Source organism: Microcoleus sp. MON1_C1 (assembly GCF_036701945.1).
Classification (GTDB): domain Bacteria; phylum Cyanobacteriota; class Cyanobacteriia; order Cyanobacteriales; family Microcoleaceae; genus Microcoleus.
In genome coordinates this window covers 126,731-152,310 of the sequence record NZ_JAUBRO010000012.1, presented here as the reverse complement: position 1 = coordinate 152,310, position 25,580 = coordinate 126,731, and the positions used below count along the sequence as shown (strand labels likewise).

The 25,580-nt window shown below is 45.6% G+C and carries 20 protein-coding genes and 2 pseudogenes; 12 read left to right on the top strand and 10 right to left on the bottom strand.

What is annotated here, in order from left to right:
* The first annotated feature begins 182 nt into the window (after positions 1-182).
* Entirely contained in the window at positions 183-902 is a 720-nt protein-coding gene (locus QUA62_RS09520) for a transposase (RefSeq protein WP_333403570.1), read from the top strand.
* Positions 862-1,488, top strand: coding sequence for a hypothetical protein (locus QUA62_RS09515; protein WP_333403569.1), 627 nt, complete (start codon positions 862-864; stop codon positions 1,486-1,488). Before QUA62_RS09520 ends, QUA62_RS09515 begins: the two co-directional genes overlap by 41 nt.
* Before the next feature lie 337 nt (positions 1,489-1,825).
* Here QUA62_RS09515 and QUA62_RS09510 read toward each other — a convergent pair whose 3' ends face one another.
* The 3 genes from QUA62_RS09510 to QUA62_RS09500 form a co-directional block, all read right to left on the bottom strand.
* Positions 1,826-3,130: a dihydrolipoamide acetyltransferase family protein gene (locus QUA62_RS09510; protein ID WP_333403568.1), complete on the bottom strand. Its 1,305-nt coding sequence runs from the start codon at positions 3,128-3,130 to the stop codon at positions 1,826-1,828.
* A gap of 173 nt (positions 3,131-3,303) precedes the next feature.
* Complete coding sequence (locus tag QUA62_RS09505) at positions 3,304-3,744, bottom strand: YlqD family protein (RefSeq protein ID WP_006631983.1); 441 nt, start codon at positions 3,742-3,744, stop codon at positions 3,304-3,306.
* A gap of 144 nt (positions 3,745-3,888) precedes the next feature.
* A complete protein-coding gene (locus QUA62_RS09500; RefSeq protein ID WP_333403567.1) occupies positions 3,889-5,838 on the bottom strand; it encodes a long-chain fatty acid--CoA ligase in 1,950 nt (649 codons plus the stop codon).
* A gap of 135 nt (positions 5,839-5,973) precedes the next feature.
* Between QUA62_RS09500 and QUA62_RS09495 the strand changes: the two genes are divergently transcribed.
* Positions 5,974-7,053, top strand: coding sequence for a leucine-rich repeat domain-containing protein (locus tag QUA62_RS09495; RefSeq protein ID WP_190656118.1), 1,080 nt, complete (start codon positions 5,974-5,976; stop codon positions 7,051-7,053).
* Positions 7,054-7,365: 312 nt separating this feature from the next.
* Here the strand turns inward: QUA62_RS09495 and QUA62_RS09490 are convergent, their stop codons facing one another.
* The 3 genes and pseudogenes from QUA62_RS09490 to QUA62_RS09485 form a co-directional block, all read right to left on the bottom strand.
* Positions 7,366-8,478, bottom strand: a complete 1,113-nt coding sequence (locus QUA62_RS09490; RefSeq protein ID WP_333403566.1) for a hypothetical protein — start codon at positions 8,476-8,478, stop codon at positions 7,366-7,368.
* A 59-nt stretch (positions 8,479-8,537) separates the two neighbouring features.
* Positions 8,538-8,624, bottom strand: a complete 87-nt coding sequence (locus QUA62_RS29340) for an RQC domain-containing protein (protein WP_445301650.1) — start codon at positions 8,622-8,624, stop codon at positions 8,538-8,540.
* A 296-nt stretch (positions 8,625-8,920) separates the two neighbouring features.
* A pseudogene (locus QUA62_RS09485) lies at positions 8,921-9,181 on the bottom strand (DEAD/DEAH box helicase); the annotation flags it as partial.
* A gap of 386 nt (positions 9,182-9,567) precedes the next feature.
* On the opposite strand from QUA62_RS09485, the pseudogene QUA62_RS09480 reads away from it, so the two are divergent.
* From QUA62_RS09480 to QUA62_RS09440, 9 genes and pseudogenes are all read left to right on the top strand, one after another.
* Positions 9,568-10,797, top strand: a pseudogene (locus QUA62_RS09480) (ISAs1 family transposase); the annotation flags it as partial.
* Between the two features lie 637 nt (positions 10,798-11,434).
* The gene (locus QUA62_RS09475; RefSeq protein WP_445301649.1) at positions 11,435-14,527 is read left to right on the top strand and encodes an ABC transporter transmembrane domain-containing protein; all 3,093 of its coding nucleotides are present in this window, start codon (positions 11,435-11,437) and stop codon (positions 14,525-14,527) included.
* 229 nt (positions 14,528-14,756) lie between these two features.
* Positions 14,757-16,559, top strand: a complete 1,803-nt coding sequence (locus tag QUA62_RS09470; RefSeq protein ID WP_333403564.1) for an HlyD family efflux transporter periplasmic adaptor subunit — start codon at positions 14,757-14,759, stop codon at positions 16,557-16,559.
* 59 nt (positions 16,560-16,618) lie between these two features.
* Positions 16,619-17,083, top strand: a complete 465-nt coding sequence (locus tag QUA62_RS09465) for a HetP family heterocyst commitment protein (RefSeq protein WP_333403563.1) — start codon at positions 16,619-16,621, stop codon at positions 17,081-17,083.
* Positions 17,084-17,628: 545 nt separating this feature from the next.
* Complete coding sequence (locus QUA62_RS09460; protein WP_333403562.1) at positions 17,629-17,889, top strand: hypothetical protein; 261 nt, start codon at positions 17,629-17,631, stop codon at positions 17,887-17,889.
* A 109-nt stretch (positions 17,890-17,998) separates the two neighbouring features.
* Positions 17,999-18,259: a hypothetical protein gene (locus QUA62_RS09455; RefSeq protein WP_333403561.1), complete on the top strand. Its 261-nt coding sequence runs from the start codon at positions 17,999-18,001 to the stop codon at positions 18,257-18,259.
* A gap of 129 nt (positions 18,260-18,388) precedes the next feature.
* Positions 18,389-18,637 carry a hypothetical protein gene (locus QUA62_RS09450; RefSeq protein WP_333403560.1) on the top strand — a complete coding sequence of 83 codons (249 nt, stop codon included), beginning with the start codon at positions 18,389-18,391 and terminating at the stop codon, positions 18,635-18,637.
* Positions 18,638-18,777: 140 nt separating this feature from the next.
* Complete coding sequence (locus tag QUA62_RS09445) at positions 18,778-20,505, top strand: hypothetical protein (protein WP_333403559.1); 1,728 nt, start codon at positions 18,778-18,780, stop codon at positions 20,503-20,505.
* A gap of 85 nt (positions 20,506-20,590) precedes the next feature.
* Entirely contained in the window at positions 20,591-21,331 is a 741-nt protein-coding gene (locus tag QUA62_RS09440) for a peptidylprolyl isomerase (RefSeq protein WP_333403558.1), read from the top strand.
* 119 nt (positions 21,332-21,450) lie between these two features.
* On the opposite strand, the gene QUA62_RS09435 is transcribed toward QUA62_RS09440, so the two are convergent.
* Genes QUA62_RS09435 through recQ form a run of 4 tightly spaced genes read right to left on the bottom strand, consistent with a single transcriptional unit; the run spans position 21,451 to position 25,553 of the window.
* Positions 21,451-21,834, bottom strand: coding sequence for a hypothetical protein (locus tag QUA62_RS09435; RefSeq protein WP_333403557.1), 384 nt, complete (start codon positions 21,832-21,834; stop codon positions 21,451-21,453).
* A 30-nt stretch (positions 21,835-21,864) separates the two neighbouring features.
* A complete protein-coding gene (locus QUA62_RS09430; RefSeq protein ID WP_333403556.1) occupies positions 21,865-22,155 on the bottom strand; it encodes a hypothetical protein in 291 nt (96 codons plus the stop codon).
* Positions 22,152-23,297 carry an ATP-binding protein gene (locus QUA62_RS09425; RefSeq protein ID WP_333403555.1) on the bottom strand — a complete coding sequence of 382 codons (1,146 nt, stop codon included), beginning with the start codon at positions 23,295-23,297 and terminating at the stop codon, positions 22,152-22,154. Before QUA62_RS09425 ends, QUA62_RS09430 begins: the two co-directional genes overlap by 4 nt.
* Positions 23,298-23,357: 60 nt before the next feature.
* Positions 23,358-25,553: a DNA helicase RecQ gene (recQ, locus tag QUA62_RS09420; RefSeq protein ID WP_333403554.1), complete on the bottom strand. Its 2,196-nt coding sequence runs from the start codon at positions 25,551-25,553 to the stop codon at positions 23,358-23,360.
* Positions 25,554-25,580 lie beyond the last annotated feature (27 nt).

Here is a 25,580-nt window from a genome sequence, read left to right as displayed (position 1 = left end):
TTTCTCCCTCTTGAGTTTTTGAGTAACAGCTTGCCGGATATTTAAAGGCAGCTACTTTTAGATGCGCTCGTTTTTTACTGTAGTTTAGACTAACTAAAGATGAGAACGGTGGCCCAAGAAAAACTAGAGCCACCGTTAAGGAGAGAATGAGGGTGAAAAATAAAAACCTATTCACTCCTTAAATGAACAGTGAACGATTAAAGGACTTTCGTCAAGAAGCATACGAGTTATTGGTACGAGGCAAGGATGCAACATTCGAGCTCATGGATGCAGTGATGACCACCAGGAATGCAGCCTGTTTGGCCGAATTTTCGCTCAATCCATTATTCAATCGTCAATGGTCAAGCGTTTACGAGGCATTGCAAGACTGTAGGCCAGACCGGAAAAAACTGATGCTGCTGTATCTCCAGCAATTAGAACAGCAAGTACCCGTAGCAGAACATCTGTTAGTGGCAATTGACCACACTGCATGGGGGAGACCAGATGCTAAAACATTAAAAGATAGAACCCATGAATATCAGGGGGGCGTAATTATTGGACAAGGGTACAGTACCATTGCGTGGATACCATTCGCACAAGGAAGCTGGGCATTACCCCTACTCCATGAAAGAATTAGTAGTGCGTCTTCACCTATACTTCAAGCAGCTTCCCAACTCAAACTTGTCTGTGAACAGAGCGTTAATCCAGTCTTAGCAGTTTTAGATCGACGAGAATATGGCAATGCAAATTGGGTACTGGCGCAAGCAGATATTCAAGCTGATTGTTTAATGAGAGTCCGAAAGAATGCCTGTTTGTGGTCAGCACCACCAGCCTATAGTGGTCGCGGTAGACCACGTAAGCACGGGCAGAAAATGAGACTCAATGACCCAAGCACATGGCTCCAAGCGGATACAGGGAATTGAAATTGACGAACATTCACAGTTGGGACAAATTCGAGTCAGTCAATGGCTTGACTTGCATTTTTATCGTGCCGCTGAACACAGAGTCAATTTAATCCTCGTCCAAAGAATGAAGCCCATGTCAAACGGTCAGCCGTTTCCACCCTTATGGTTGGCTTGGGTGGGAGAACGAACTCTCCCTCTAGAAACAGTCTGGTTTAAGTATTTACCACGCTTTGGAGTGGATCATTGGTATAAATTTGTCAAGCAACGACTACACTGGACATTGCCTAACCTAAGAACTCCGGAACAATCCGAGCGTTGGAGTGATTTAATGCCGTTGATGAGTTGGCAACTCTGGCTAGCTAGGGATTTAGTGGTTGAGAATGTATTACCTTGGCAATCTGCTACAACCAATTTAACCCCAGGACGTGTTGCCCAATCAATGTTGTCGGTTTTAGTTGACATTGGTACTCCCGCGAAAATGCCTAAACAGAGGGGAAAATCCCCTGGTTGGGAAAAAGGAAGGGTACGAACCAAGGCACCGTCCTATCCCACTGTGAAAAAACGGGTTTCTCGACGCAAAAAGTCTTCAAGATTAGTTATTTAATCTTCTTCTTCTTGAGTTTTTGAGTAACAGCTTGCCGAATATTCAAAGGCAGCTACTTTTGGCTGCAATCATTTTTTAGTCTAAACTACAGTTTTTAGTCTAAACTCCAGTATCAGCCGATCGCACTATTTGTTTTGTTTGCCCATCGTATCCTTGGCAAAGTCGTCCCACTTTTTAAGAATAAACCATATTTCGTTTGATATTTTTTCAGCTAAGTGATAAAATCTTAGCTGTTGGAAGCTTTCCAGATGAGATAATTTGAATAGTTGATTGCCAAACATTGACAGTCAACTGTCAACAGTCAACTGTCAACAGTCAACTGTCAACAGTTAACTAATTAAAGCGTCAAAGACTGAGGATTTGTCTCAATCAATTTCGCTAAATCTTGCAAGAAAGACGCCGCATCAGCACCGTAAATAATCCGGTGATCGCAAGTAATATTCACCTGCATTTGGCGCTTCACTCCCATCAAACCATCTTCATTAGCCACTACTTGCGGCCGCGAAGAACCGATCGCCAAAATCGATCCTTGATTCGGCGGCAAAATCGCGTCAAACTTGTCTACTCCAAACATTCCCAAATTGGAAAGAGTAAAAGTTCCCCTGCTGTATTCATCAGGCTTCAATTGCTTGGTGCGGGCGCGATCGACTAAATCCTTCCAAGTGCGCGAGAGCGAATAAATATCGAGGCGATCGGCATTTTGCAGTACGGGCGTAATCAAACCGCCGCCGTCCATCGCCACAGCTACCGCCACATTAATATCAGCACGGTATTGAATCGCCGACTCCACATAAGAAGCATTCAGCAGAGGATGTTTTTGTAAAGTTACTGCTACAGCCTTAGCCAGCATAGCCGTCATCGTGACGCCCTTCGACTTAATTTGTTTGTAGAGTTTGTCCAGATTATCAGTAGTAATTGTGTAACCGACGCGGAAAGACGGCACGCTCAAACTTGCTTCCATATTCCGCACCACTGCATTTTGCAGCGCGTTCATTGGTACTGTTTGACCAGAAAGTGCCACCGCCGGGACTGGTGTGGGTGCGGGTTTGGCTGCTGCGGGGGCGGGCGCTGCGGGTGCTGCGGGTGCCGGTGCGGGTGCTGCGGGGACTGTTACCGGTTGCTGAACCGGAGCGGGTTGGGCTTTGCCGGCTGCTGCTTCCACATCCTCTGCGACAATGCGACCGTTGGGCCCGCTGCCTTTGATAGAATTCAAATCTACTTTAAACTCTTTGGCTAACTTGCGAGCGCGGGGAGAAACGACGCTGCGGCCGTTTTGGCGGCTGACATTTTGCTGCAAACCTACTGATGTTGTAGGTGCGCTGGCAGGAGCGGGGCTGGGAGCGGGGGCTGCTGCTGCGCTTGGGGCGCCGGCTCCTTGCTGCTGAGCTGTGGCGATTTCGGCTTCCGTTTCTGCTACTAGGGCGATTGCTGCTCCCACCGGAGCAACTTCGCCCGCAGGTACGATAATTATTGCTAAATAGCCTTCGTAGAAAGACTCCACGTCCATGTCGGCTTTGTCGGATTCAACGACTACCACCGTTTCGCCTTTTTCTACTTTGTCTCCGGCAGATTTGACCCAGGAAACAATTTTGCCCTCTGTCATTGTCGAACTCAGGGCTGGCATGAAAACTTCGCGAATCATCTGTAAAAAGTCCTTGTGTGTTGGTAATAGGTAATCGGTATTTGGCAATTGATCATTGGCGATCGGCCACGGGCAATACTTATTATTATGCCAGTCTCTCGCATTCTTGATGTGTGACTGTTGACTCTAAATCAATTGCCAATTACCGATCGCCAATTACCACTTACCAATTTCTAAATATCACCTCGAATTTCTTCGACTATGCCGTCTCGGAGGAGAATTTCTACTTGCATTTTTTGAATCAAGTTTTCTCCCAGCCCGACAGTGAATGTGCCGTCAATTTGACCTTGACTCACTTCTTGTTCCAGGTCTAGCACCTGCACTTGCTGAAGCTGTTGCAGGTTTTGGTTTTTCTGTTCTAGCAGTTCGCTTTTTCTTTGATTCACCTGCACTTGAATGTTTTCTATTTGCTGCATTACTTGCGGGCCTGGGGGCTGCAGATTTTGCTTTTGGATTTCTGAAACCATCCGCTGCCCTTGCATTTCGAGCTGTTGTAGCTGAGAGTCTATTTGGTTGATTTGGGCTTGGAGTTGCTGTTGAGCTTCTTCTTTCCAGCGGGGAGTAACGACGACTTTAACGTTAATCGACCGTTTCAAGAGTAATTGTGGTTCCATAAAGTTGTTGCTTGTCAATTAGGAATTAGGCATTAGTCATTAGTTGGTAAACATGAACTAATGGCCCAGGACTGAGGACTCGGACTCGGGACTTGGGTATTGGGATAATTTTTTCTTTTCCATTCCCCAAGTCCTGCGAATATTTCAAAACATCCCGTCAATCATATCGCGGTAGTGTTCCGTCACAACCGGGCGCTTAATTTTAAGGGTCTGGGTCAACATTCCATTTTCCATCGAAAATGGCTCCTGAATCAACCGAAACGGGCCGATGCGATCGTCCGCGCGGTATCCGGGGCGATTTTGCACCTCTCGGTTCAATTCTTTGCGGAATAAGTCTTGAATTGTCTTGCTATTCCAGTCAATTTCGTGTAAAGGGGGATTTTGAGTTTCTGCCCATTTCTGCACAGCTTCTGCATTGGGGACAATTAAGGCGCCGACAGATCTCTGGTCTTGACCTACTAGCATAATTTGGTCGATGTAGGGGCTGCGGAGGCAGGCGTCTTCTATGGGTTGGGGTTCGATGTTTTCGCCGTTGCTGAGGACGATCGTATCTTTGGCCCGCCCGGTCAAGATTAAGTCGTTTCCCGGTGTCAGCCAGCCCAAATCGCCGGTGTCGAACCAGCCTTCGGGGTCGATCGCCTTGGCAGTCGCTTGGGGATTGAGATAGTAGCCCTGCATGATTTGTGGCCCCCGCGCCAATACTAAACCGCGCTGGCCTTTTGGCAGTTGCTGTCTGGTTTCTGGGTCTACTATTTTAATTTCCGTATGGGCTAGAGGCTGTCCTGCGGAACCTTTAAGATTGTGCCAAGGGCGGCGGACGGTTAAAACCGGGGACGTTTCGGTTAAACCATATCCCACTAATAAACCGATATTCGCTATTTCAAAGAAATTGTCTATATGGGCGGCCAAAGAACCGCCGCCGCTAATCGCCCATTTTAAGCGTCCCCCTGTAGCTTCCCTGACTTTTTGGTAAACCAATTTTTCGGCGAGGGCGTGTACGGGCGACAACAGAATGCTTTTGGTGCGGGCGATTAGTTTTTCGGAAGCAGAAGCCGGTTTCAAACTGAGAGTTAATCCTTGGCAAATGCGGCGGGCTTCTATGTATTGCTGGCTGGCAGATAACAGGAAATCCACCAATTTTTGTTTGTTAGGTGGCTGTTCCCGAAATTGCTTTTGGACGGCTTCGTAAATCGATTCCCAGATGCGCGGAACGCTGACCATGTACTGGGGTTTGTAAGTTTTAAAGTCTTGCTTGAAATAGCGAATATTGGTGTAAATTTGCGTGCATCCTTGGGAAAGCAGGAAGTATTCGACGCTGCGTTCGTAGGCGTGCCAACTGGGCAGAATGCTGAGGGCAGATTCGCCGGCTTCGGGCTGGAGAACTGTGCCCAAGGTGGTGAGTTGGTGCAGCAGGTTGCCGTGAGTCAGCATGACGCCTTTGGGTTTGCCGGTGGTGCCGCTGGTGTAGAGGAGGGTGGCGAGGGTTTGAGGCTTGTGGTTGGTGGGTTTGAGGGGGCGGTTTGCCCCTGTGGTCATGACTTGGGAAAATTTGACTGTGCTTAGGGTTTGGCTGGTTTCCGGTTCTTCGTCGGAGAGGAGGACGATGAGTTGGATGGGCAAATCCGGGAGGCGGTGTTGCAGTTTTTTGAGTAATGCCCGGTTTTCGACTACCAAGGCGGTGCTGCCGCTGTCTTGGATGATGTACAAAAGTTCTTCGGGGTCGGCGGTGGCGCCTCGAACGGCGTTGGCTGCCCCGGCCATCATGATACCTTGGTCGGCTATCAGCCAGCGGGGGCTGTTGTCGGCGAAGAGGGCGACGCGGGGAGGGATGGGTTCTCCTGGATTTGGTTCGATGCCGAGGGCTTGGAGGCCGGCGGCGAATTGCTGGATTTGCTGGTAGAGGTCGGTGTAGGTGAGTTTGATTTCGGGCTGGCTGTGGGGGTCGTGGAGGGCGACGGTTTGACCGAATTGTTGTTTGACGATCGCCCAAAATTCGGGTATCGATTGAATGGAAGTGTAATCGATCAGGCGGCTGAGGTTAGCGCGATCGCGATCGGTCATTTGAGATGATGCGTAAGATGCTGGGCCGTTCATAGGGTATTTTCCTGAGTTTTCGGAGATAAAATTATTCAGTATAAGTTTAATATCACAGGTATTTTACAACTTTGTTGCATTGTCGTGACAGTTTGTCAACCTGCCGTTGTCTATTTAGATAATTAGAGATACAAAATGATGACAGTTATAGTTGCACAGAAATACATGAATTTATCAAGGTTAATAGTAATTGCTTTAAGTGCGATCGTAGCATTATCTGGAAATGTACTTTCTGTGAAAGCCGCAGAAGTGCGATCGGGAAACAGAACATTTGCGGATTGGTGTCGCCAAAAAGCTGATTTGAGTCCTGAACTTAAACATACTGTTGATGTGCTGTTGAAGAAAGCAGAGACTAATGAGTGCGAGGCGGCAGATCGGAAACTTTCGAGTCTCAGGGGACTCAGACTCATTGACAATAAAATCAGCAACATCAAACCGCTAGCATCCTTGACTAACCTGACTCGGCTCATCCTCCTGAGCAATCAAATCAGCGACATCAAACCGCTAGAATCCTTGACTAAACTGACTTGGGTCTGGCTCGACAACAATCAAATCAGCGACATCAAACCACTAGCATCCTTGACAAACCTGACTCGGATCGGCATTGCCAACAATCAAATCAGTGACATCAAACCGCTAGAATCCTTGACTAACCTGACTGTGATCGGCCTCGCCAATAATCAAATCAACGACATCAAACCGCTAGAATCCTTGACAAACCTTGAGTTGCTCAGCCTCGACAACAATCAAATCAACGACATCAAACCGCTAGAATCCTTGACAAACCTTGAGTTGCTCAGCCTCGCCAACAATCAAATCATCGACATCAAACCGCTAGAATCCTTGACTAACCTGACTCGGCTCACCCTCGACAACAATCAAATCAACAACATCAAAGCACTAGAATCCTTGACTAACCTTGGTTGGCTCACCCTCGACAACAATCAAATCAACGACATCAAACCGCTAGAATCCTTGACTAACCTGAGATTGCTCTCCCTTAGCGAGAATCCTATCAGCGACATCAAACCGCTAGAATCCTTAAGTAACCTTAGCTGGCTCATCCTTGCCAACAGTCAAATCAGCGACATCAAACCGTTGGAATCCTTGACTAACCTGAGAGAACTCCATCTCAGCGGAAATCCGATCGCACCCAAGACTTGTCCTCTCAAGCCAGAGTCTATCTGTAAGTGGGAACCACAAGCTAAACCATAAAACTTGAAAATGACGCCCGATCGCACTTCAATATTTCAGTCACGATCGCTGTGCTGCTGATAAAGTTCGATCGCCAATTCTATTCGCACATCGGCTTCAGTCAGGGGGAGATTGTCGGGAAGGGCGATCGTAATTTGCATGATTTATACTACCTTTTAATTTGGATTGTCTCTGAAGTGCGAGCGTTTAATTTTGCAATTCGGGTTTAATTTTGTTAACAGGACTTACCCACAGACACTATCTGTAGGGCGAAGCACACCGCACCTTATCCCCACAAATAGTGTAAAAATTGCTCCCTTGCATAAGTCCTATTTAAGCGACCTTGCGCGGTGCATCCACCATCGGTGCTGTGCCAAACAAATGTCTGAGATAACTGCGACTGAGTTCGCGGTTCCAGCGCCGCAGCCGCACCATCACTCGCGTGAATGTAAAAGTCAATTCCAACACCAAAGAAATCTGTTTGAGACTGAGTGAAGTATTAAACACATCATTGCCGTGCGTGCGTTCAATCTGATGGTGTTTCAGCAAAGCAATCAGGTTTTTGGTAGAGCCTTTCAGTTGATTGAAATAACTCTGGGAGAATGCCCAACGGCTGAAACCCCAAAACTTAGCCAAATGATTGATTTCATCCTGTAAAGGCTGGGAAATTGCCTGTTGCAACGCTCCAGTTGAGTGTACCATCAACCATAAATAAACCGAAGTAGCTCCCCACTCGGTACTCAGGCGACTAATCACGTGTTTGTAAGTATCTTGCCAAGCGTCACCTGTGGATTGACAGCCATTCACAGAGTTAGGTTTAACTTGCAGTTTTTCTGCTGTAAGTTGCTGGTAAATTTTCCTAAATGTCGGGCAATGTTGGCGTTCTTCTTTTTCCCAGACACCTATCTCTAAAATGTTGCCATTGTCATCAAAAATTCCTCCCATAAACCGCGCCATTTGCGGATAAATATGCTGTAAATAGCACCAACTTTCTCTACCGTAGCTGCGGATGGGAGCTTCAATTTCTGCCGCACTTGCCAAAATTTGTAAAAATATTTCTGGCTTGACACCAATAATTTGGTCGCGATTGATTCCTTGCCAATCTATGGGCTCCCAAGGGCGGGGATGCGGGGCGGAAAATTGCTGGGGTAGATCGGAAAGTCGATCGCTCAAAACTTCCAATGACATATAATGGTCGATGAGGGAGTTAATCCTGGCCCGACTTTGCAAGTAGCGAGGGCTTTGATACTGATTTCCAGCCAAATCAATTGTATACACCTTACCAGTAGCTTTCATTGTTTCTGCCTGTTCGTGACTTTTACAGCTATTGTGCAAAAGGCATTTGGGAAGTCGCAATGAGTAACGTGCAGGCTGCTCAATTACTAGCAGTTGCCTTGATTGAGCCGAACTCCGGTGAAACGGCATGAAGTAGGGTGAACTAAACAACAGATGATACGGCTAAGATGTGCCGAAGAGTAGCCTTCCTCCCATAAATCGTGTAGACTTCAGTCTTGACCAATTCCATAAGTAGAAAGTTGGTGGTGCTGGCCTTGCAAAACTTTTGGATTTTTAGAACCGCGCAGCACGTCTATAGCAATCCTCGCATCATTTGTGAATTTCTTACTCCTTGAGAGCGGATTCGGGGAGGGTTGGGGTGGGGTAAAAAATTTACGACTCTTGCAAGGATTGCTATATAATGCGATTCATGCCGAATTTTTCTTTGCACCGCGCCACGCCAGAAAGAAATTTTATAGCCTCAATTGTCAAGTCTTCTACTGGTATTTGATGGCAACAGTTGTCGCAATTGCCACAATTTCCTGTAAATAAATCCCAAAAATAATTTAATTGGATTGTGCAGCGACAATCGCTGGATTCTGCGTTAATGACTCACCGCAACAGTCTGGTCTTGCATCAGAGCAATTAACGGCGAAATCACCACCGTCAATCCTGGTTTCAACAGTGCCCGTAATTGAAAATACAAAGACTTGCCACTGCTCGTCGGCATTACAATCATCATATCCCGTTTTTGTAAAGCAGCTTCGACAATTTACTGCTGCCCCGGGTTCAAAGAGTCATAGCCAAAAAAATGTTTGAGAACTTGTTCCAGGGAGAGCGGCACAGAAGATGTTGGCGGATTAGACCCGGACATTTGCAGTAGTTGGTTGTTGGATTCTAAACTATCCCATGCTTTTGGAGAGCAAATACACTGACTGCGATCGCACAAAATTCGTTAAGCACAGAAACCGATACTTTTAATCGCGGTTTAGACGGATAGTGATGGGTAGCGATAGTGATGGGTTTGGGTCTTCACAGAAGTCACTCCCCAATGAAAGGCCGTTATCAACAGCAGAATTTTCCACTTTACTTTAATCCGTTACATACCGAGGGTAAGCTCATCTGATTTGGTATAATATGAACTTGACAAATCAAAGAATATCAGCATAAGTGACCTGGTAAAAAACGTACTTGACATCAGAGCAAGATAAGTGTGATAACAACAATACTGCCGTTGAAAAACTCAATAAATTAAGTTTTATGTCGGAAGGATTTAATACTACTAAATCAGCCGAGGCTAAGCAAAGTTTTTTTCCTCAGAGAAAGCCTCCAGAAGTAGCATCCATTGGAGCTATGCAACAGAGCTTAGTGGAGCATTTTGGAGACATCAAAGACCCAAGAGTAGAGCGGACTAAGAAACATCAACTCCCAGACATTTTGATAATTGCGATTCTCGCAGTCATAGCCGGAGCGCAACAAGGATGGGAAGACATAGAAAATTACGGGTTCAGCAAGCAACAGTGGTTACAAGAGTTTTTGGCGTTATCCAATGGAATCCCCCCAGATGACACCTTCCGACGGGTATTTGAGTTCATCAACCCAGAAGAATTGAATGGTTGTTTCTTGAAATGGGTAGAAACTCTGGTTACAAAGATGAAAGGAGAGATAATTCCCATAGACGGAAAGACGATTAGGGGTTCTTACGACCGCAATCGCGGTTCATCAGCACTACACGTGATTAGTGCCCTTGCCAGCCAACAAAATTTAGCTGTGGCACAGAGGAAGGTAGAAGATAAATCTAATGAAATTACTGCTCTTCCAGCATTATTAGAATTACTAGATATTACAGGCTCTATTATCACCATTGATGGCATGGGGAGACAGAGCGAGATGGCCAAAAAGATTATCGACAAGAAAGCTGATTATGTTCGGGCACTCAAGGCAAATCACCCCACTCTCTACCATCAATCAGGTGGAACAATGGTTTAAACAAGTTTCTGCACAGAATTTTCATTCTGTTGATGTCAGTTATGAACAACGCATTGAAAAAGGACATTATCGCACGGAAATTCGTCAAGTCTGGTCTGTCCCAGTTGCTGCGATTGGTGTTATTTACCAGCCTCGACTATCGGCAGGACTTCAGAGTGTTGTTATGGTTGTCCGGGTGCGTCATCTTTGGAATCAAACCACCCGTGAAGTTCAGTTTTATCTGACTTGTTTAGACAGTGATGCTCAACCTTTAGGTCGAGATCCCAAAACATTGGGGGATGGAAAACCAGGCTCACTGGGCACGCTTATTGTACTTTTGCAGAAGATTCTTGCGGGATTCGCTCTTTCCAAAGTCCCCATAATTTTTCTCTCCTCCGCCGCATTGCTCTCAATGCCCTCAATCGCGAACCGACTTACAAACGTAGTCTCCGACAAAAAATGAAGCGGACGAGTATGGACAACAATTATATGATTCGAGTTTTCCGTTTTTGTTTCATTGACTCTACATTAGATTCCTCTGAGTTCTTATGTCAAGCCGGATTGAGATGCTTTTACCCTGGGTTACATACGCAGATTAGATGGTGAATTAATTGCTTTAATTGCTGCTACAAACTAACAGCAATCAATATTTCTTTACCACGATCGGGCCCTGGACTTCACAAACAAGCGCCGAAAATTGATAGTTTTTTGCATCCTGAATGGAAGTTTTTACGTAGATATACGTATACCGGGCAGAACATTGGCCTCCCCACCTTCACAAAATCTTCATAATTATCCCGTAATAATACGGTAGATTTATAAAGATTAGGTAAAGATTGCCCTTACAGGTAGCCAAAATCACGATTTTGTAAGTTAAACTGGGAGCCAGCCAAAACCAAACTTACGTAATCACCACAAAATCCTGAAAAAACGCAATTTTATATATCCTAAAGGCGTTGAAGGGATGGCGTAACTAAGGGGGGTTAGTCGGAAATATCGACAAACAGTTTTTAAGCCAACTAAATTGCAACTAAACCAATAAAAATTGCTCATAGCCGGGTTAGTTGTAATTCAAAAAAATTGAAACAATTTTTTGACAGGGTGAGGTATGCAAAAAAATTTAGGGGTTAAAAATCACATAGTTAAAACCCGAGAAGCCATGGAAAATTTCCCGGCTATTCAGAAAATTTTCGAGGAAGTCGGTGCAGGGCCGACATTAGTGGCGAAATTAAATACAGCCTGTGAAATTTGCGAGTTTCAGCTCGGAGATGAAATCACTCAATATCAAACATCAGATAGCAACAATTTCGTTGAAAAAGAACAGAGCGATCGCAATTTTTATTTAGTTTGCGAGGGAAGAGTCAGGCTGCTAGCGGTAGAACCGTCTCAACAGCAGGAGATTTCGGCGGTGGTACTGGAAGTCGGAGCAATATTTGGGACAGATAACCGATTTATTGAAAGCGGACTGCCTTACAGGGCAATTGCGGCCGGCACTTGCCAAATCGCTCGAATTGCGGCCACAACAATGCAGCTTGTTTTAGAAGAGTTCCCGCAACTGCAACAGCACTTGCAGCAAGAATTTCAAGAGCGACAGCGGTTAATATTTTTCAAGACACAAACAGATTTGCGATCGCTCCCTCCCCACCAACAACAGCTTCTGTGGCCGCACTTACTTCCTTACATAGAAGAAAGCCGAATTCCTGCCGGAGTTTCCATTGCTGAGCATTGCCAAAACTCCAACAATCATTTTTGGCTCCGCAGCGGTCAAATTCAAGGTCAAGCACCGCCAATGATCGGCAGTAACTGGGAACATTCAGACGTAAAGAGCGACTGGATAGCGGTAACAGATCTGCTAATTTACCAGCTTAGCAGCGAACAGTGGGAAATCGCCAAAGCCACAATTAGTTCCGAAAGCAATTCCCGCCCTAAAATCATCCGCAAACCTCCAATTTTAAGCTTAGTAACGCCGCCCCAAGATGCCCGATCTACCTCACAAACCGAGCCCTCAAAATTAACCGCAGTTCCTCAGCAAAAACCCGCAACCGGAATCATCAGCTTCCCCAAACCCAAGCAGCGGCGCTGGTTGAGCAGCAGACACCCCTTCATTCAACAACAGAGCGCAGCAGATTGTGGAGCTACTTGCTTAGCGATGATTAGCGAATATTGGGGTAAAAAATTCAGCCTAAATTACTTGCGCGAATTGGCCGAAATCGGCCGCAGCGGCGCGTCGCTCAAGAGTCTGGCAAAAGCAGGGGAAAGGATGGGATTTCAAACCCGTCCCGTGCGAGCTTCTTTAACTCCGCTGCGAAATCAAAATCCCTGGATTGCTCACTGGCAAGGCAATCACTACGTGGCAGTTTACCGCTTTAAAAATCAAGAGGTTTTAGTGGCTGATCCGGCGGCTGGCAAGCGGTGGATGAGCATTAAAACTTTTACCGAAAATTGGACTGGGTACGCCCTAATTTTAGACCCGACAGCGGAACTCTACCGCAACCATAGTGCCGAACATCAAGGAATCAAACTTAAAAATTTTGTTGGCATAGTCTGGCCCTACCGCGCTGCGATCGCCCAAATTCTGATCCTCTCCTTGTTGCTCCAAATATTTGGTCTAGTTACTCCCCTATTTACCCAAGTAATTCTCGACCAAGTAGTTGTCAGCAAAAGCATAGTAACTCTGCACGTTTTTGCGATCGGACTGCTGCTGTTTAGTGTTTGGCGAACGCTGTTGGGTGCAACGAGACAGTATTTGCTGGATTATTTGTCAAACCGCATTGACCTGACTTTAATTAGCGGCTTTATCAGTCACACTCTCAGTTTGCCGATCAAGTTTTTTGAATCTCGTCAGGTGGGCGATATCTTGACGCGGGTTCAGGAAAATCAAAAAATTCAGGCATTTTTGACTCGCCAAGCTATTACGGCTTGGTTGGATGCTTTGATGGCTGTAGTTTACATCGGACTGATGGTTTACTATAACTGGCGTCTGGCTTTGTTGGTGCTGGCGTTGATTCCGCCGATCGTGATTTTGACTTTAGTCGCAACTCCCTTTCTGCGAAAAGTGTCCCGGGAGGTTTTTACCGAAAGTGCCAAGCAAAATTCATCTTTGGTGGAAATGATTACTGGGGTGGCGACGGTTAAGGCAACTGCTGCTGAGCGAGAAATGCGCTGGCGCTGGGAAGACCAATTAACCTCCATGATTAATGCTAAATTTCGCGGGCAGAAGTTGGCTAATTCTTTGCAGGTGATCGGGGGTGGGATTAATACTTTGGGCAGCACGGCTTTGCTGTGGTACGGGGCAATGTTGGTGATTCAAGACGAGTTGACGATCGGTCAATTTGTGGCTTTTAATATGATGATTGGGAGCGTGATTTCTCCTGTGCTTTCAGTGGTGGGACTTTGGGATGAGTTTCAAGAAGTGCTGGTTTCGATCGAGCGTTTGGATGATGTATTCTCTGCCCAACCTGAAGAAAGCCCTTACAAGCCAATGTTGGTGCTGCCTCGCATTCAGGGAAACGTCAAGTTTGACAATGTTTCTTTCCGTTATGCTCAGGATGAGGAACGCAATACGCTGCAAAATCTTTGCTTTGAGGTGCAAGCTGGAGAAACGGTGGCAATTGTCGGCCGCAGCGGTTCGGGTAAGAGCACTTTGGTGAAGCTGCTGCAAGGTTTCTATTATCCAGAAAAGGGGCGGCTGACAATTGACGGCCACGATATTCGGCACATTTCTTTGCAGTCGCTGCGAGTTCAGTTGGGTGTTGTTCCTCAAGATTGTTTCTTGTTTTCGGGAACGATTTTGGAAAATATTACGCTGTATAAAAACGGAAACGATGCTGCTTCTGCAAGCTTGGAAGAGGCGATAGAAGTGGCGAAGCTAGCAGAAGCTCATGCTTTTATTCAAGATATGCCGCTGGGTTATCAAACTCCTGTGGGGGAAAGGGGTACGAGTTTGTCTGGGGGCCAGCGACAGCGAATTGCGATCGCCCGCGCTCTTTTGGGCGATCCCCGGATTTTGGTTTTGGATGAAGCAACTTCTTCGCTGGATACCGAATCTGAGCGCAGGTTTCAGCAAAATCTCGCCCGCATTAGTCGCGATCGCACTGCGTTTATTATCGCTCATCGGTTGTCTACGGTGCGTAATGCCGATCGAATTTTGGTTCTAGACAAAGGCATTTTAGCCGAACAAGGCAACCACGACGAATTGATGGCTGAACGCGGACTTTACTATCACCTCGCTCAGCAACAACTCGATATTTAAGTCATTAGTCATTAGTCATTAGTTATTAGTCATTAGTCATTAGTCATTGGTCATTAGTCATTAGTCATTAGTCATTGGTCATTAGTCATTAGCACCCAACACAAGACTAAAGATAGTTTTCAATTCCTCCTGACTCCTGACTCCTGACTCCTAACTTCTGACTCCTGACTGATCGCTCCTAACAACTGCCAACTGCCAACAGTCAACAGACTAATTTGGAGGAAATACAATGTTTTCAGAAGATGTCAAAGAATTAGGCCACGCTCCTAACGAAATAGGTGAAGTCTATGGAGGCGTAGCTTCTAGGCAAGAAAACGAACCCAGAAAAAAAGACCGATCTTTAGAAGTTGTCGAACCTCAAAATCGCTCTTCTCAAACTAATGACGGTATCAATATTACCAAGTTACGGCAGCCTGAGGCGAATAATTGGTCTACTTCTTTGCACTCGGTACTCGACCAGCCACCAGTATCTTTTCCGCAGCGTTTGATATTAGGAGGAATGGTTTTTTCCGTAGCTTTTGGAGCGTGGGCAACTTTGGGAAAAATTGACGAGGTTGGTCATGCTCAGGGCAAATTAGTTCCCAAAGGCGCTGTTTACAAAATTCACCCGACGGAGACGGGAAAAATTATTAACCTCGCTATCAAAGAAGGTCAAAAAATCAAAGCTGGACAATTATTGGCCGAGTTAGACCCGTCGAATGCCCAGAGCGAGGTGGAGCGTCTTGAGAAAATTCTGGACGCTTATCGGATTCAATTGATGCAAGAGATGAGTTCGATCGAGAGAACTCGACTGGAAGTTGAAGCGAGCCAAGCTATTGCTGCTGCCGACCAGCGGGGGGCTGAAGCTGCGATCGCCCGTGCTCGCGCTTCAGCCGCCACCACGCAGTCTCAAATCGAGCAATTGCAAGCAGATTTAGTGTCTCAGCAAGCGCGCAAGCAACAGATCAAACCTCTGGAAAAGAATGTGCAAGACTTGCTCTCGCAACTGAAAACAGATATTAACTCGCAGCAAGGGCGGCGCGATCAGGTGAAACCGTTGCAACGCAAGACTCAAGAATTGCTGGCCGGGTTGCAAGCAAAAGTGACTGCTCACAAAGAGCGGATCGCGCGTCTCAAACCTTTGGTAGATGAAGGAGCACTGTCAAAAGACGTATTGTTTCAAGCTGAGGAAGCTCTGCGAGAAAGTGAAAATGCCGTTATTAGAAGCCAGTTGGGGGAGACAACTCAGGCTGACGATCGCGCCTTTGAAGTCGAGCAAACCGTTCGCGACAGGCAAAGTGCTGCGATCAGGAGTCAACTGTCTGATGCAACTGGGGTTAAGGAAAGGCTGTTTGAAGTCGAGCAAAATTTGCGCGATCGAACAAGCGCCATTTCTAAAGCCCAAGGTGAATTAACCCAACAACTGGCAGAAGTCGATCGACTGCAAGCCGAAGCCGCCAGCAAACAAGCCGCAGCGCGCCAAACGCAGTTAGAAAAAGAGCAAAAAATTCAGCAGTTGGAAATGCAATTAAATCAAGTCAAATCCAAAATTGCCGAAACCCAAACCCTGCTCGCTCAAGCAAAAAATCAGCTCAAACAAAGATTTCTCTACGCACCCGTCAGCGGAGTCATTTCCGCACTCAACATTCACAACACTGGCGAAGTAGTTCAACCGGGTCAAACTATTGCAGAAATGACTCCGAATCAGGCTCCTCTGGTGCTGGAAGTCAGTTTACCGAACCGAGAAGCGGGATTTGTCAAAACCGGAATGCCGGTGCAAGTCAAATTCGATGCTTTTCCTTATCAAAATTACGGCGTGATTCCGGGAAAAGTTTTATCTATTTCGCCGGATGCCAAAACAGACGAGCGATTGGGTGTTTTTTACCGGGTGGAAGTGAGTATCGATCGAGACTCAGTGAAAGCCAAAAATCAAACCTGGAAACTCAAAGCTGGCCAAACAGCTACAGCAGAAATTGTCATTCGCCAGCGCAGCATAGCCGACATTTTGCTTGACCCTCTCAAGCAGCTACAAAAAGGCGGCATGAGTTTGTAGAACTTAGTTAAGTGGTTGTTGTCCTTTGTCACTCTCTATACACAAAACAGGATAAAATAATGACTTCCCAATTCCACAATTCTGCCAATCATTCTCAAATTGGAATCAAACCAGAACAATTGGATGAGATAATTTCAGCCATCCTGGCAGGAAAGTATTCTTGGGCTTGTTTTTTACTTTTGCGGTGCACGGGTTACAACCCTCTCGACTACATCCCTTACCGTACTTCCAACCGCTTGCTTAAGGAAAACAGTCAAATCAGCAAGTCGAGTAAATCCGAAACTAAGCCTGCATTGGGCAAAATTGCGGATTTAGATTATGTGGAAGTGGTGAGGGAAAAACGAGCCGGAGTTCGAGGGGGTGATGCAATTCCGATGGGTAGCGAGTTGCACTCAGATACCGCAGGTTTTGTAGCTGAAGTAGCCGGCGCAGGTTTAAATATCTCGGCGCCGGGGGTTGATGTTCACAATCAAGGATTTTGGGCTGGATGTAAGACGCGCTGGTTTAATTGGGCGGGTAAGTAATTTAGTCGAGAGACCGACAACCCGATTGCGGGCGTTGGGTGTACCAATTTTTTGGTTGACTCACCGCGGGCGATCGGGTTTTTAAGTAGGCACACCACAGTTTTCGCTCTCGCTCTTAACAAAATTTCCTCAAGTTATCTTTACATTCTGATTTCCGATAAATATGCCAAAATGGCAACACGCTGTGGCCATCGGACCTGATAATTTGTTAGGTGGTAAAAAAAGACAAACTGACCTGTAATTTCTGCGGTTTGGCCGGGGCAGTCTTTGTCAATACAAGTTATCAATTGAGCCCAATACTACAATCTTGCAGTCTCGTCAATAGACAATAAAACGAGGCTGGTTTTTCTCTGTCAAAATACATCGATTTTCTGTAGCTTTTGAAAAAAAAAAGTTACAAATATTTATGAAGTTAACTTTACATTTAAATTTTCCACAAATCTGCCAAATTGGCAACACAGCTCTAATTAGTCCAGATATATTAGGTACATCGAAAGCAAACAAGATTGCTTCGAGCAAGCAGTTAACAAACAAGGAAAAAAACCATGATTATCTCAGACCTGAACCATGTAGAAGTTGTTTCCGAAGCAACCAGAATCGAAGGCGGTTTCACTGAATTTGATTTGATTCTCGGCCAAGTTTCTTTCATTTCGCTGACTGCTGGTCTAGCAATTGGTAACGTAGCTGCAGCAGATGCTAATGCCGGCGCGATCGGTTTTGACTCATTTACCAAGGCAGCTAGCGATACATTTACGACTCCTTTTTCGAGTTCATCCGGTGCATTTTCCGTATCGGTTTCCAGTTAGAAATCTGTCGCCCGTTGCTAGTTAAATAAGCCCCAAATGCTGGCAGCGGAGCGATAGAATTACACAGTTTTTGAGTCGAACACACCTGCAATAGTAAAGGGAAAAAACCATGATTATTTCTGATCTGAATCATGTAGAAGTTGTGTCCGAAGCAACCCGAATCGAAGGCGGTTTCACTGAATTTGATTTGATTCTCGGCCAAGTTTACTTCGGTTCATTTACTGCTGGTCTAGCAATTGGTAACGTAGCGGTAGCCGACGCTAATGCCGGCGCGATCGGTTTTGACTCATTTACCAAGGCAGCTAGCGACACATTTACGACTCCTTTTTCGAGTTCATCCGGTGCATTTTCCGTATCGGTTTCCAGTTAATTAGGAATCAGTCGCCCGCTGCTAGTTAAACAAGTCCGACTGCTGGCAGCGGAACGATAGAATTACACAGTTTTTTCGTCCAGATTACAGCCGTATCCAAGAAGAGTAATCAGATAAAGGTAAAAATCAATGACAATTGAGGATTTGACATATTTGGAGAAAGTTTCTCACAAAGGCAATATTGTTGGCGGTTTTGCTTCAGTCGATATCAGTGTTTTCGGCTCAGCGAGCGGTGCATTCACCTCAACTGCTGCTAATTCTGAGTCTTGGGCAGTATCTTCGCCTTACGGTGGTTCTCTAGCGGTTGCTTACGGTCAGGTATTTGCGATCGCCTACACTCCGGGGTCATTTCCCAATTTCCCAAACTATATTCCGTGAATAAGAGAAATTAAATAATTTTTCTTATCTCGATAGGGTAATGAAATCACAATAAAAATGTATAGCTCCATTGCTTTGACCCAGAGCAATCTTCAGTTGATTTATCCAGCTTAAAACAAATTTTAAGGAGATTAACAGCGATGCCTCTATTAGACGCATCTGCTCCTCCTACCCTAACGGTCGGTAGCAGCAGTCCAAGTGGCTCTAGCTTGTTAGAGGGTGGAACTGGTGCAAGTAGTAGTGAACCTATTAACTATTCAGCATCTTCAGAATCAGCCCCAACAGCTAACAATTCTAATATTTATACTCCCAGCGAGGCTTCAGGAGGCAGCAGCAGTTCTGCCCAATCCACTTCATCCACTTCCGACAGCGGTGCAGGGAGTACAAGTAGTGCGACAGGTACTTCTCCAACGGGAGCATCTAGCAACAGCAGCCAAACAGTCTATACTCCGGGAGCCACCTCGAGCAGCGGCAGCGCTACAGCTACAGCCTCGTCGGGGGCTTCTCCGACGACAAGTACCACAGCTTCGGCCCCGGCATCAACACCAGCGCCTGCACCAGCACCTGCGCCTGCACCAGCACCTGCACCGTTAGGAGACAGCAGCGGTGCCAGCAGCAGCGCGACAGCGACTTCTCCGACAGGGAACAGCAGCAGCCCTCAGACAGCATCGGCTCCCGGTGGCACTTCTAGCAGTGCCAACGCCTCAGCTAGCAGCGGTTTAGATACTCCGCCAACTACTAGCGCCACAGCTTCGGCCCCAGCACCAGCATCTGCACCTGCGCCAGCACCTGCACCTGCGCCTGCACCAGCACCTGCACCGTTAGGAGACAGCAGCGGTGCCAGCAGCAGCGCGACAGCGACTTCTCCGACAGGGAACAGCAGCAGCCCTCAGACAGCATCGGCTCCCGGCGACACTTCTAGCAGTGCGAGCGCCTCAGCTAGCAGCGGTTTAGATACTCCGCCAACTACTAGCGCCACAGCTTCGGCCCCTGCGCCTGCACCTGCACCTGCACCTGCGCCTGCTCCGGCTACTACAGGCTCTGCACCGGTAATTAATATCACAGCGCCAACACCCACACCGCCAACACCGCCAACACCGCCAACACCCTCAAATAATGAGGATGCGATCGGTACGGGTGGTGGTGACAGCAGCGCGATAACTTCTAATCCCACAGATAACGGTAACAGCAATAATTCGATCGCACTTCCCGCTCACAATACGAACAACAGCAATGCTGAGACAACCCCCCCTCCAGAAATGATCGCCCCAGAAAACTATCCTGGCGCATTAACTATCAGCTACGACAGCAACGGCGACGGATATTGGCTGGGCACCAGCGACAGCGATGTGATTATTTGCGGTAGCGAGATCGATCAAATTTTTGCAGGAAGCGGCGACGATATTGTCACAAGTAACAGAGGTGACGATGCGATCGATGGAGGCGATGGAAACGACACTTTGCGGGGAGGAAAAGGTCAGGATTTACTGATTGGCGGCAACGGCGACGATTTTCTTTGCGGCGACTTCGGAAGCGATACATTGATTGGAGGTAGCGGCGCTGATACCTTTGCCTTTAGACCCGAAACAGCTAGTGCAGCAGCTAATCCATTGTTAGCAGATCGAGTCGTGGATTTCAATCCCGCTGAAGGCGATCGAATTGGGCTGATAGGGGGACTTTCGGTAACAGACTTGACACTCGTCGCGTTTGATACGGATGGTGACGGTACGACAGACTCGACTCTGGTCAAGTTTAGTTCAAATAATGGCGATCGCATTTTAGCTGTTGTTTTGGGAACAGTTAACGCAGCGGGTGCAACAACTTTGAGCAATGCTGATTTTATTAGTTTGCCAAATGACATCTTGTAGCCAAGCGTTAAATTATTAACGCTAATTACCGGCGGGTAGCGTCGGAGGATGAAGTTAATAAAGTTATATAGGTTGAGAGAGAAAGATGAAGGATTTTTACGGTCCCTTGATTGAAGCAAGTGAAATCATCGAACTACTCAGACAAGAGATGCAATTAAAAACATTTAGTCAAAAGGTTTTGCAGAAAAAAGTTATTGAGAAAGCAGCCCGGGAACGGGGGTTAATTGTGACTCCCGACGAAATTCAAGCTGTGGGCGACCAACTCCGCCGCGAGAAGCGTTTGGAGAAAGCGGCGGACACGATTGCTTGGCTGGTCGATCAGATGATTTCTGTAGAAGATTTAGAAGCCGGAATTGGCGATCGGCTCCTCAGCAAAAAACTAGCAGAACACTTGTTCAGCAAAGAAGTAGAAAAGATTTTTGTTCAAAACAAATTGCAATTCGATCAAATAATTCTTTATCAAATAATTGTGGCTAACCCCCAGCTTGCTCAGGAACTCTTTTATCAAATTCAAGAAGGAGAAATCAGCTTTTTTGATGCCGCTCACCTTTACGATATTGACGAAAATCGTCGGCATATATGCGGTTGCGAAGGCAAGGTTTATCGGTGGGGTTTAAAACCCGACATAGCCATCGCTGTATTTAGCGCTAAACCCGGAGAAGTGATTCGTCCAATTGAAACAGAGCTAGGATATCACTTGTTCCTGGTTGAAAAGTTTCTCCCGGCGGAATTAACCCCTGAACGGTATCAAGAAATATTGCACAATCTGTTTAACGAATGGTTGGCTAACGAAGTCAACTATTTATTGTACAATTCTAAAGTGTAGGTTGCAGGCGGAACACAGAGAAGCCCAAGTGTTGTGACGCGCTACTTATAGCGCTCTCGGTGTGGTGTGCATGGAACCCTACAGATAGAGGTTGTACGTAATTCCTACAATTGTTGCGTTTAACTTGGCAATTTGGATTTAACTATATTACAAAAATCGATAAACTGACGAAAAGTAGTCAGTTGTTCAGGCTGAACTTGAATTCTTGTCAATAGCTGTTCCAAATAAAATGGCTTGAGTACATCTCCGGGTCTTGTTTTAGAATATGTGGTATTCTTAGCTTCAAATAACACTTTCAAATAAGCTCCATGAAACTGAGCATGGGTATTAAAATCTGGATATCTTCCCATTTTTTCAGGACAGTCAACTGAAACATTATAATACTTAGTATAATCTAATAAAAATTGATTCTTAGGATGTATTAACTTTTGAGAATGTGTTGCATAAATATTGCGATTGCCCAGCAGCCAACTTTCCAAGCAGCGATTTTGAACAATTAGCACAAGTTCTGTATTTTTTAATACTAGCTTTTCCTAATTTAAAAAATCATAAATTTCTGCGTGCCTTTCAGAAACAGTATTTTCCTCGGCATCAAGACACACGACAAAATAGTTGTATTTGCCGCTTAAGTTAATTTCCTCAATCGAAGGAGGAATAAAATCATATAATGATGGATATCCTTCGCCACTAATCAGGTAATAATTTTTTTCATTCACCTCATCGTAACTTTGAACTCGTGTTAATTCGGGCAACAGATGACTTAGCCAAGCTGGATAAACTTTTCTCTCCGATTGCATCCCTTCGACTAAAAAATAGAGATTCATCCAACTTTGATTCCTTCGCTATATTCTTCGAGATTAATCAATTGCGTAAAAGCCTGATGTCTAGATTTTCCCAGGTTCAAATCTTTAGCATCAGTTACCGTTACTACACCTCCCTTGCGAGTTACTATTTTCCAGTATTCCATGCTGATATTGTTGATTATGTAAGGGTGATGACTGGTGAGGATAAATTGAATATTTCGGTTTTCCGTGAGCAAATCAGTAACAAAATCGATACAGTTAATCCCTAAAGCATTTTCAAATTCATCGATCAGAATAACAGTCCCTTCTGGCGATAAGTAGATTTCGCTAATAAGAATTAGCGTTTTCAGCATTCCAGACGAAATGTTATTTTGAGAAATCCAATTATTGACACCTTTTTCTTTGATTTGCACGGGATAAGCTGAAAATGATAGACTATCATTCTCTTTTACTGCTTCTATTTTAACATCTTCAACTTGAGCAAATACATCTCTGAATGTGCGCTTAATGTTATCAAACACATCTAAATAATCGGTGGCTATTAAAGCCATTTTTAGAAGGATTGGCAAATTACTTGCTTTAATACTATCCAATGAAATGTTGATTTTTAATGAAACTTTACTTGAGGCAAATATTGACATTAACCTGTGATGTATAGCTAGTCCTCCATTAAAAGAGCTATAGTTATCACTGTAAATAACTTTATTAAAACCCTGCTGAACTGGGAAGATATCTTCTTCTTGATTTAAGATTTGCACAGCGCTTTGAAACGGTGATAGTTTTGGCGTTGTGTTTCCTTTAAACTTGATTTCGGTAGAGTTTCTTTCGATAATTGTATCCCCATTTCTAGATAAATGCTCGCGAACAATCCTAAAGTTACTGGCTTCGTCTTCCTCATCTGGAATTAGGACAGGAACTTTTTTTGTTTCAAACTCGCCTTGCCATTGGTACTCCACATCGTTGATTGTAAAAAATGTGATATCCCAGGCTAAGCCATTTAACGAAGCACCATTCGCTATCTCTTTTAAACGTAAAATTCCTTTAAGTATTTGAGTTTTGCCAACGCCAGATACCCCAACTAACAAGGCAAGATTAGAAAAATAGATTGGTTCAAAACGCCACTCTAATACATTATCGCAAAAAGCTACTTTCTTAATTCTCATTTTCCCCTCCTATCCATTAATTATCTGCGTCAATCAGCGTTCATCTGCCTACATCTGCGGTTAAAAACTGACATAATTTTGGCGCCACCAAGCGCGCACAAACTTAATCTCTTCAAACGTATAACGTTCTTCCAAAAAATCATAAATCGCTCTCAGTTTCTCATCCCCCATAACTTCAATTGCGTACACTATCGCCTGCTGGCGTTCCGATTCTACCAACAAATTTATATCAACTTCCCTACCCATTTCCATCAATTCTATCAGATGCCCAGAAATAGTATTAGGACTCATACCCCGCGCATTGGCTATTCCTTGAACTGTCAAACCTTGTCGGTATAATTCCCAGGTTTGCATCTGCGAATAAGACGCAACGTTAGCAAGATTGGGAAGATTAGCGACCTCAGAAGATGCAGCACCACTTGGCAATCCTTGTTCTTGGCAAAAAGTGCGTATGGCCTCCAAGAAAACTTTGCCGTACTTATCTCGCTTGTTGCTGCCAACGCCGTAAACTTCCTCGAATTCTCTGAGATTTTGCGGGCGTTTTTCTGCCATATCTCGCAAGCTTTTATCAGCAAAAACTACGTAAGGTGGCACAAATTGTTCGTCGGCAATTTGTTTGCGTAGTGTCCGCAGTATGGTAAATAAAGCTTCTACTTCTACTGCCAAAGAACGAACTTTCCCCTGTACTTCCTGCTGCGGTTCAATGGCGATTTCAACTGTGCGCTGACGTTTCATGATTTCCCAACTTTTTTCATTCAGTTTCAAAATGGGAAACCCGTCTGTTGTTTCGTCTAAAAAACCTTGATGTAACAGCGAGCGACTCAACTTTTTCCATTGATCAGCACTTCTATCTTTGCCAATTCCGTAAGTAGAAAGTTGGTGGTGCTGGTATTGCAATACTTTTTGACTTTTTGAGCCGCGCAGCACGTCAATAATATGATTCATGCCGAATTTTTCTTGGCATCTCGCGACGCAAGAAAGAAATTTCTGTGCTTCAATTGTCCAGTCTTCTACTGGTTTTTGGTTGCAACAGTTATCGCAAGTACCGCAGTTTCCGGGGAATGAATCGCCAAAATAACTTAACTGGATTGTGCGGCGGCAATCGCTGGATTCTGCATAGTTGATTACTCGGCGCAACTGTTGGCGGGCAATTCGTTGTTCTTGCGGATCGGGTTTTTGCTCGATGATGTATTCGATGGTTTTGACATCGCCGTAGCCGTAAAATAAGCTGCAATGGGCGGGTTCGTTGTCTCGGCCTGCGCGGCCTGATTCTTGATAGTATCCTTCTAGATTCTTGGGCAAGTCGTAGTGAATTACAAACCGCACGTCGGGTTTGTTAATTCCCATGCCAAAGGCTACTGTGGCTACCATTACTTGCACGTCGTCGCGAATGAAGCGGGTTTGATTGGTTGCGCGATCGACATCGTTCATGCCGGCGTGGTATGGTAAAGCTTGGATGCCGCTTTGTTGCAATTTAGAGGCAACGTCGTCAACTTTTTTGCGGCTGAGGCAATAGATAATTCCCGAACCGCCTTTTTTTTGGATGATTTGCAAAACTTCGGCAAAACTGTGTTTGGTTTTGGGGCGAACTTCGTAGTATAAATTGGGGCGGTTGAAGCTGGCGACGTGGATGTAGGGATTTCGCAGAGTTAGCTGCTGGATAATGTCTTGGCGGACGCGCTCGGTGGCGGTGGCTGTTAGTGCCATAATGGGAATGTCGGGATATCGATCGCGCACTCGTTGCATTTGCCTGTATTCGGGTCGAAAGTCGTGCCCCCATTCCGAAACGCAGTGGGCTTCGTCGATCGCAAATGCCGAAATTCCTAACTTATTTGCTACTATATCTAAAAATGGTAAAAATCTCTCACCCAGCAAGCGTTCGGGTGCAACATAAAGCAATTTAATCTTACCTTCGAGAATCGCAGTTTCGCGCGATCGGGTTTCCTGACTGCTCAAAGTGCTGTTGAGAAAAGTCGCCCCAATTCCATTATCCTGCAAAGCTTCCACCTGGTCTTGCATCAGAGCAATTAACGGCGAAACAACCACAGTCAATCCCGGTTTCAACAGTGCCGGTAATTGAAAACACAAAGACTTGCCACCGCCCGTCGGCATGACAATCATCATATCCCGTTTTTGTAAAGCAGCTTCGACAATTTCCTGCTGCCCCGGGCGGAAAGAGTCATAGCCAAAAAAATGTTTGAGTGCTTGTTCCAGGGGCAGCGGCACAGAAGATATTGGCGGATTAGACGCTGACATTTGCAGTAGTTGGTTGTTGGCTTCTAA